The 8,551-nt window shown below is 60.1% G+C and carries 9 protein-coding genes; 5 read left to right on the forward strand and 4 right to left on the reverse strand.

Annotated elements, in window-relative coordinates:
* Both RM531_RS15855 and mobI read right to left on the reverse strand, forming a co-directional pair.
* A partial coding sequence (locus tag RM531_RS15855) for a DUF8534 domain-containing protein (RefSeq protein WP_311660688.1) occupies nt 1-598 on the reverse strand: 598 nt, incomplete at its 3' end.
* A 1-nt stretch (nt 599) separates the two neighbouring features.
* A complete protein-coding gene (gene mobI / locus RM531_RS15860) occupies nt 600-1,073 on the reverse strand; it encodes a conjugative transfer protein MobI(A/C) (protein ID WP_311660689.1) in 474 nt (157 codons plus the stop codon).
* 1,282 nt (nt 1,074-2,355) lie between these two features.
* On the opposite strand from mobI, the gene RM531_RS15865 reads away from it, so the two are divergent.
* Together RM531_RS15865 and RM531_RS15870 are read left to right on the forward strand one after the other, a co-directional pair.
* Nucleotides 2,356-3,375: a PRTRC system protein D gene (locus RM531_RS15865; protein ID WP_311660690.1), complete on the forward strand. Its 1,020-nt coding sequence runs from the start codon at nt 2,356-2,358 to the stop codon at nt 3,373-3,375.
* Between the two features lie 62 nt (nt 3,376-3,437).
* Nucleotides 3,438-3,743 (forward strand): hypothetical protein, encoded by a 306-nt coding sequence (locus tag RM531_RS15870; protein WP_311660691.1) that lies wholly within the window; start codon nt 3,438-3,440, stop codon nt 3,741-3,743.
* A 135-nt stretch (nt 3,744-3,878) separates the two neighbouring features.
* On the opposite strand, the gene RM531_RS15875 is transcribed toward RM531_RS15870, so the two are convergent.
* Both RM531_RS15875 and RM531_RS15880 read right to left on the reverse strand, forming a co-directional pair.
* Nucleotides 3,879-4,469, reverse strand: coding sequence for a PD-(D/E)XK nuclease family protein (locus RM531_RS15875; RefSeq protein WP_311660693.1), 591 nt, complete (start codon nt 4,467-4,469; stop codon nt 3,879-3,881).
* Nucleotides 4,470-4,597: 128 nt separating this feature from the next.
* Entirely contained in the window at nt 4,598-5,083 is a 486-nt protein-coding gene (locus RM531_RS15880) for a hypothetical protein (protein WP_311660695.1), read from the reverse strand.
* A gap of 213 nt (nt 5,084-5,296) precedes the next feature.
* Between RM531_RS15880 and RM531_RS15885 the strand changes: the two genes are divergently transcribed.
* From RM531_RS15885 to RM531_RS15895, 3 genes are all read left to right on the forward strand, one after another.
* The gene (locus tag RM531_RS15885) at nt 5,297-6,136 is read left to right on the forward strand and encodes a hypothetical protein (protein ID WP_311660696.1); all 840 of its coding nucleotides are present in this window, start codon (nt 5,297-5,299) and stop codon (nt 6,134-6,136) included.
* Between the two features lie 398 nt (nt 6,137-6,534).
* Nucleotides 6,535-6,864, forward strand: a complete 330-nt coding sequence (locus RM531_RS15890; RefSeq protein WP_311660697.1) for a hypothetical protein — start codon at nt 6,535-6,537, stop codon at nt 6,862-6,864.
* A partial coding sequence (locus RM531_RS15895) for a choice-of-anchor D domain-containing protein (protein ID WP_311660698.1) occupies nt 6,861-8,551 on the forward strand: 1,691 nt, incomplete at its 3' end. The genes RM531_RS15890 and RM531_RS15895, both read left to right, overlap by 4 nt.

An 8,551-nucleotide genomic window follows, 5' to 3' on the forward strand; every position in this document is an offset into this window, starting at 1 on the left:
GGTCCTTGGTGATCTCAAGAAGCAGGCCGGACGGCGGGTGAGAACTGTCGGTGCAGTCACGACGGAGTGACACGGCTAGGCGGGGGAGGTCACGCGCCGCGGTGATGACGCGGGACTTCAGGGGGTGGCGTCCAATCGAGGCCGACTCGAGGGAACGCTTAAGGCGATGCACACCGGATTTCAGCGAGGGCCACTCGCCGTCGTCAGCCGGACCCAGGGTCCAGAGGTCACGGATGCCGCTGTCGATGATCGCGTCGATGAGCAGGCGCTCGAGGGCGGCGGTGTGCTCGGGATCGGCGTCGTAGTGGTCGGTCAGACCCTCGCCGACGGGGCAGCCAGGGGCATGGTGAGCACGGCCGTGCATGCGAACGAGGGTCAGCGTGCCCTGGGCAGTGCGTCGAGTGTGGAGCAGGGGTGGCGTGTCGGTCCGGCAGTCACAGACCAGCCACTGGCCCTGTCGATGCAACTCGGGCAGAAGCGGGTGGGTCGAGAGGGTGTCGTCTCGCATGGCGGCGATCAGGGTCCGTCGTTCCTCGAAGGCGAGGGCGCGGATGGGGTCAGCGTCGGCATCGGACTGAAGGGCGGGGATGATGTGCATGTCAGTCCTCCGAGTCTTCATGGCTGAGGTCAGGCGTTACCGCCAGTAGCGCTCGACGCGCGGTATTCAGGGCCGCGGCAGACTCGCGGATGTGTTGGGCTTTGACTTCGGTGTCGAGAACGGTCTCGTGAGACCAGGGCGGGGAGTGGGATTTCAGGGTCGAGGGTCGATAGGGTCCCGAGCGCGGCTTGGGGAGGTGGTCGGAGATCACGCGCTTGGCCCCATCGCGGACATAGCTGTTACGGGCCCGGCGCCAGTAGATGTAGATGGTTCCATCGGGTCGACGGTTGACGTAAAGCATCAACCAGAGCATGTCCATGGTTGGCCGATCGTTCAGGCTGAGCAATCGAAAGTCGGTGAATTCCTGGGCGAGCTGCTTGGCTTGCTCGAAGCAATCGTCGAGCGATTTATCGATTGTCTGGATGACCTCGTGGAGGGCGTCGTTATCGAGGGTGTTATTCGGGGTGTTGGTCATGGTAGCTCCGGATTTATGTTTTCCCAGTATTCTGCTTGTAAACGGTTCGTCGTACTTTCCCATTCCAAAACAATCGGCCTACGTTGACCGGTTCCTGTCAACGTGGCGTTAAACTTTTTCTGCGGCGGCGCTGCAGGAATCACGAGGCAAGGCATGAATGCCCCATTAGCCAACGCTTGACTCTCCCGTTACCCGGTTCCTGTCAACGTACATTGGTGACAATGTTTTTCGAAGATGAGGCATTTATTTGTTTGCATTAGGGATAAAAATGGGCTTTCGTTACCCGGTTCCTGTCAACGTATGCTTGAAACCTTGTATTTCTGGCGCTGCGGCCGACTCTCGTGCCAGGGGTGATGAACACGGTTTTTTACGCGCGGCCTTTTGTGCATTAGTCATCATGTTGACGCTCCGTTACCCGGTTCCAGTCAACGAGAGCGCGTGGAAAGATATTGCTCAGGCTGGACAGGCTCATTTCGCATAAGCCAACGAGGCGAGACCTCGTTACCCGGTTCCTGTCAACGTGATTCGAAAACGCGATTTGCCGGCCGATATTGGGGCGCTTTGAGCGGCGCGAGCCGACCTCCGGAATGATCACTTGGCTAATCCCCCATTAGCCAACAGGAAGAGCTCTCGTTGATCGGTTCCTGTCAACGGGGCAAAAACACGCGTCGTTTGAGGGTTCAGCTTCGCCGGCTCCTTATATGGACAGAAAAAAAAGCTACGTTCCCCGGTTCCTGTCAACGGGACCATTCGGGCGTCCTTTTCAGATTGTTCATGCCGTGGAGTATTGCGGGTGAGGCGCTGGGAGTGTCGGCGGAAAGTCCCCTATTTGGGGTGACTTTTCCGGCGTGTGTGGCCGGGGTGATGGCGTTGGCGAGGAAAGGGATGCCAGCGCGTGGCCTGGATCAGCGCCTCGCGGCGGGGTGGATGTCTCAGAGACGCTCCGTGGGTCGTCAGTGAGGCAAAAGGGGATAACGTCAAGCGACGTGGGCCAGGCACTATTGCCTCTGCGACGCTCCCTGGGACGTCAATGAGGCATTTGAGAGAAAGTCGCGCGGGTGATCACGGGACAGATACCTCACAGACGACCCACGGAACGTCTCTGAGGCGTTTCGAGTGGGCTTCGCGTGGTGAGAAGGCAAAGGGCGTGACATCGCACGTCCCACAGACGCTCCGTGGAACGTCTATGAGGTAAAAGCGGGCGAAACAAGGCGGCAAAAGGGGGCTGGCGTTTTTCGGGTTCCGGGTTAGCGTCGTGGATACCAATCTGATGGAGATATTCATGACGACGATTCGAGCGATTGACACGGGCTTCGGCAACACGAAGTTCAGCATGTGTGGGACCCGCAACCCCGGTGGACTGGTCTGCCACACCTTTCCGAGCCTGGTCTCGGAGCCGGGAAAGGGTGCGGCCGGCGCCGAGGTCATTGGCGGCAAACGCAACACAGTTCAGGTGCAGGTCGACGGGCAGGTGTATGAGGTCGGCCCGGACGTGGAGCAGCTGATGGGCCACCGCGATGCCCGGTCTCTGCATCGGGACTACGCCAAAACCAACGAGTACATGGCGCTGACCCGGGGCGCCCTCTATTACATGAACGTACCGGAGATCGACCTGCTGGTACTGGGGCTGCCGGTCAATGCCGGCGAGTCGCGCTACAAGGATCTCAAGGAGCGCATGACCGGGGTGCATGATCTGGATGGCACCCGCCAGGTAAACGTAAAGAATGTGATGGTGGTGGCTCAGCCCATCGGGGGGTTTGCCGACTACGCGTGGCAGAAGGGCATCCTGCAGGCGATCAACGACGAGGTGAATCTGCTGATCGACGTCGGCTTTTTCACCCTGGACTGGGTGGTGGCCAAGGGCTCGCAGCCGGTAGGGAGTCGCTGCGGCGCCTACGACGCTGGCGTGTCGGAAGTGCTCAGCCGAGTGAACGCGGCCATCCGAAAGGATCTGGACTGCGATGACATCAGCATGAACCGACTGGACCAGGGCCTGCGAAAAGGCGAGATCCGGCTGTTCGGCAAGACCTACCCCATGGGGCCGTTTGTCGAGGAAGCCTCGAGCGCGATCGAGGAAGGGCTCAACACGCTGCAGGCGAAGGTCGGGGCGACCGACGATATCGACAACATCTTTCTGTGCGGTGGTGGGGCCGAGCTCTACACGTCGGCGATCCGGGCGCGGTTCCCGCGGCATGAGGTGGTAAGCGTGATCGAGCCGGTGATGGCCAACGTCCGGGGCTTCCAGCTGCTGGGTGAGCTGGCCACGCCGAAGAGTGCGGCAACCAAGGGGGTGGCGGCGTGAGTGGCGAGGTCAGGATCAGCCTTCGCCTTCGGGAAGACATTGAAGGGCTTCTTTACACAGACGTGAAGCGGCTCCCCGCCGCGGCCCGGGCAGAGCGCCTTAGACGGCTGGCCTGGCTTGGGCTGCTGGTCGAGTCTGGCCGGGTGGACCGTGTGGACATCAGTGCCAATGTGGGTGGCCCGGGGCGTGGCGCCGTCAATATCCCGATCGTCGGGGAAATCGAGAATGGGCATGTGGCTGCCATGGAAGATGACAGAAGCGATGACGAAGATGAGCAGGCAAGCAGTGAGCCGGACGATGGGTGGGAGCAGCAGCGTGAGCAGTTCTCGGGCCTGCTGGCCGGTATCGGCCCTATCCAGGACGCCTGACCGGAACGAATTCGAAAAGCAGGCCTACGACGCGGCGCCTTCGGGCGCCGTTTTCGTATGGCGATAAGCAGACGCCTGCAGCAGGCGAGGCCACGTCTTCAGATTCGTGGCTGGTGAGTCGCCGGCGGTGATCGCTCAGGCGGTGCCCGGCGCGAGGTTCGACAAGCTCTTGAGGCGGGCGTGCGCCGCGGTGCCACGCTCTGCGGCCTGGCGACGGCCGGGGTCGTCGGGCTTGGCCGATAGAGACGGATCCGCCAGATACTCCGCAAACGCAGAAACCTTCATCAAGCCGCCGCGGATGCGGCCACGCTGCTGGAGTGCCTTGAAAGCGGGCAGAACGGAATGCTCGACATACTCGACGTCGTTGGCATCGGCTTCGATGTCGAACTTCTGTCCGTCCCCGTAGAGGATCCCGGTCTCGGCCGGGTAGTGGCGCCCGGTCTGCTGACGAAGGACTTTGCTGACCAGCAGGCCGTAGACCATCACCTGGTAGCCCTCATAGGGGGTGGGGCCCTTGCCGGCGAGGCGGGTCTTGTAGTCGATGACGAACAACCGGTTGTGCTCGCCGTCGTGGATCACCCAGTCAGGCACGCCAACCAGGGGCGTGTCCTGGAAAAACCGATCGTCATGAGCCACCAGGGTCAGGGCATGGCGGCGGGTAAAGCCCAGCGCACGGAGATAGAAATCCGTGGCCCGGTCCGGGTGCATCGTGGTGTGGGCGTGCATATCAATACCTCTCATATAAGAGGTGATAACACGGGTCAGGGAAACTGCAATGGGGCAAGGGAGGCTGAGGGGGCGTCAGCGCGAGGAGGGGAAAGGTTGAGAGAGGGCCGAAGCCCTCTCTCGTTTGGTTACTGGATGAGTGCCGCAATGGCCTCGTCCAGGCTGTGGTAGTCAAGGCGCTGCGCGGCGGCGTTGTCCAGCTGCCCATTTTTCAGGGGGATCAGCCAGAGAGCGCCGTCGTAAGCGTAAATGGGGCCCTTGGGGGTTCCCACTTTCAGCTCGGCAGCTTCGGCGGCGAAAACAGGGCACGGCAGTGCCGTTTCCTGTACCGGCGCTACATCTTCGGCAGGTTCAGGCTCAGAGGCCTGGGGGGCTTGCTCAACAGCAGTGGTGAGCTGTGCCTCCTGCTTCTTCGAATCCAGGCCGGCCTTATTCTTGATGGATAAGGCGTGGACCCAGCGGAGAAGCAGCCCGAAGAACAGACTGAAGAGGACCGTGACCAGCAAGCTGGCGTAGTCCTCAATGATGATGGCGCGGTCAACGGCCATCGAAATAGCCACAAGGCTGAAGCCAGCCCAGGCGAAGAACAAAACAAGCGCGCGAAACGTCTGCATGATAATGCTCCAATTGGATTGCCCGTGAGGGCGGTTGGGTAGATGCACTTAACCGGCCGGATTAAGTGCTGATCGATGCGCTCGATCGGGCGTTATCGCGGCATTGCCGCAGATAGGCTTCCAGAGTCGCGCGAATCCAAGGGGGAGTGGGGGCAAAAAGGGGTTGCATATCGCAGGGTTTGGGTATTATCGGATCAAGCAAGGAGTAGAACGATGAAATCCACTGCGAAAAAGAGCTGGGATGCCAGCACGACAACTATCGAGGCCCGCGATCACTTCTGGACGGGGTCTGTGGCTTTTTTGGTGACGCCCTACATGCAGTTCTGGGTGATTGCCGGGGTGTTCTTGTTCACGCGCGAGCACGGTGCCGGGAACGTACTACGTTATGCCGAGGAAATTGGCCCGTTGCTTATTGGTTCCTACGGGCTGGTGATACTCATTTATGGCCTATTAACAAGAACGCGATGGCCGGTGAAGATGCTGTCGATGTGGTATTTGTGGTGGCTATGCGGGGGCGTGGCATTGGCGTACGCCGGCGGGATGATCCCCTACATGACTGGATCCGAGGAGCCGGTAACGCTCATGGCGGTTCCTGGCTGCTTCCTGATGGTTACTTCTCCGTTGGTGATGCTGGTGGTGTCTGTAGCAATAGGAGCTCGCGGCGCAGACCGAAAAGCCATGAAGGTCGACGAGTACGATGACCATTACAACTACGGCGGTCATGGCAGTGAAGTGATGGGCGGTGACGTGCCGGTGTACCGGAGCATGTACTCGTCCATGCCTCGGTATATCCCGGCGAAAAAGGGAGAGCCAGATGCTCGAATTGATTCGCGGCTGCCAAAACGGTCGGAGGCGTCGATTGGGGTACGGTTTGTCTTGGCCGCGGCAGGAATCGCGCTGGCGATCATCGGCTTTGGAGCGGCGGTTGTGATCGGATTCGTCGGGCTGGAGGCGGTGAGTATCCGCATCTACTCGATGGAGATCATTAGTATCGGTATAGGCATGCTGGGTGTATCTCGTTTCGGGGGGGTTATGGCAGCCAGATACATGTGATCGAGGTGACGTAAAACACGATTACCTTATGGGCCCATTCGGGCCCATTTTTTTGGTGGCGATTCATCGGATGGTTGTGCTTGGTCCGGAATGGACAGAGGAAAGTCGGGAAAAGCCCCGCCCATTGCAGTCGGTTTAGACGTCTATCCCCGCTGATCTAGCCCTTACGCTTTGTTTTGCCCCAAAGCCAAGGGCCACCTCAGGGGATCGGCGTAGGCGTTGACGGACCTTGTCATGCCAAGAATTGGACTGCGTGCCGATCGCTTCATCTGTCGGATTTCATTCTGGAAATGGGGTGCTTGCAGTTTTCGGGTTTCGGGTAATCCTGGATCTGCGGGTGATCAATGGCAGCTGTTCTAAGCCATTGGCGCCACATACAACCAAACGAGGTATAGGCAATGAATAACGGAATGAAGAAGATCGGGGCCGTCGGTCTGATCACGGTTGGCGTGGTTGGAATGGCGCATGCCCAGGAACGCATGCGAGTGACAATCGACCCGGAAACGGGGGAGCTGATCAGTCAGCCCGCTCATTCGGCGACTGACCATGATGCGCAGACGCTGCCTTCGGCATCCCAAAAAAGCGGTGAGGCCCAGGACAAGGTCCCCCTGAAGGGCCCGCGAGGCGGTTTTGTTGCGGAGCCGCCGGCTCGATCAAAGTCGGTGATCAAGGCGACCATCAAGGACGGGGAGACCGTGATTCATCACGGCGAGGAGTCGGCGCGATGAAGTATCTCCTCACAGGCCTGGCGATGGCGATCAGCGGACAGGTGTTCGCGGCCAGTACGGTTCTGGTCAACAACGACGGCCCTAACGAGGGCTTGAACGACGCAACGCAAGTATCGCCGGTGGGCGGCAACAACGGCACCACGCTTGGTGAGCAGCGACGAATCGCGCTGAAATTTGCGCTGGATCTGGTAGCGGCGAAGGTGAGTAGCCCGGTTCCCATCGAAGTGCTGGCTGACAGCGCAAACCTTGGCTGTGACGCATTCTCGGGAACGCTCGGGACGGCGGGGGCCGCGATCATCGCGTTCGACTTCGAGGGTGCTGAGAAGCAGGGCGTTTCCTATCCTATCGCTCTGGCCAATGCGATGGCGGGGGAAGACCTGCTACCGGAAGGCAATCCCGAAGGACAGGAGTCGGTGGATATCGAGTTGTCTTTCAACTCGGCCATCGACAATAACCCGAATTGCCTGTCGGGTCGGGACTGGTATTACGGCATTGATGGAGAACGCCCGAGCGGGACGTTCAACTTCGTTGACGTGATGTCGCACGAAATGTTGCACGGTCTCGGGTTTCAGACCTACACCGATACGAGGACGGGCGATGTCCGCACCTTCCGGCAGGGTGTCTTCGACGACTTCTTGCTGGATCTGACCACCGGTCTTCGCTGGAACCAGATGAATGACGGTGAGCGCGCCGCGTCGGCTCGAAACGACGGCAACCTGGTGTGGGACGGCCCGGCCGTGAACGCCGTAGCTCAGTCTTTCCTTGATGAAGGTGTGCGGCAGGGTCGGGTGCAGATGTATTCCCCTGCCAACCACGAAGCTGGATCGAGCGTGAGCCACTGGGATGTTGATTTGGTGCCTGATGCGCTGATGGAGCCGTTCAACACCGGCGGCGAGAACGTGGTGGCAAACGGAATTGGGCTTAGTGCCTGTGTGCTTTCCGACATCGGATGGAATCTTTCTGGCGCGGGCTGCCCTGATACCGGTGATGGCGTGCTGCAGGTCAACCCTTCAAGTGTGGCCTTCGGAAACGTGACGGTGGGTGAGTCGGATTCAGTCGACATTGAGGTGGCAAATAGCGGAGCCTCAGGCCTGGTATTCGAGGGCTTTGATGTGCCCTCGGCCCCGTTCTCGATCCTTTCGCAGACTTGCAGCGACGGATCAACGATTGCAGCGGGGGACAGCTGCATGGTTCGGGTTGGGTTTGCGCCTGATGCGGAAGCAGCCTTCGCTGACACCCTGGGTGTCAACAGCGATGCCGGCAACACCCAGGTCGCATTAAGCGGTAATGGCCGTGAGGACGACGTAGCCACGATCAGTGTGGCGCCGGGCTCTATTGATTTCGGTGTCACCGAGGTCCAGACGACAGAGTCACGGACGGTAACGGTATCGAACACGGGTACAGCAAATCTCACGGTAGGCACGGTCAATCCGCCGGCGGCGCCATTCGGGGTAACCCCCAGCGGGGATAATTGCTCCGGGCGGGTGTTGGCCGGTGGCAGTAGCTGCAGTGTGACGGTGTTCTTTTCGCCGAGCGACGATGGGGGCTTCTCCGACGTGCTGGAAATCCCCAGCGATGACCGCTCGGTGAGCGTATCGGTTGAGGGCGAGGCCGTGCTCGCGGCGTCACCGGCAGGGGAAATTGACCCCGGTGAGGTGGACTTCGGTTCGGTCACGGTGGGACAGAG

Source organism: Spectribacter acetivorans, from assembly GCF_031846305.1.
Lineage (GTDB): Bacteria > Pseudomonadota > Gammaproteobacteria > Nevskiales > Salinisphaeraceae > Spectribacter > Spectribacter acetivorans.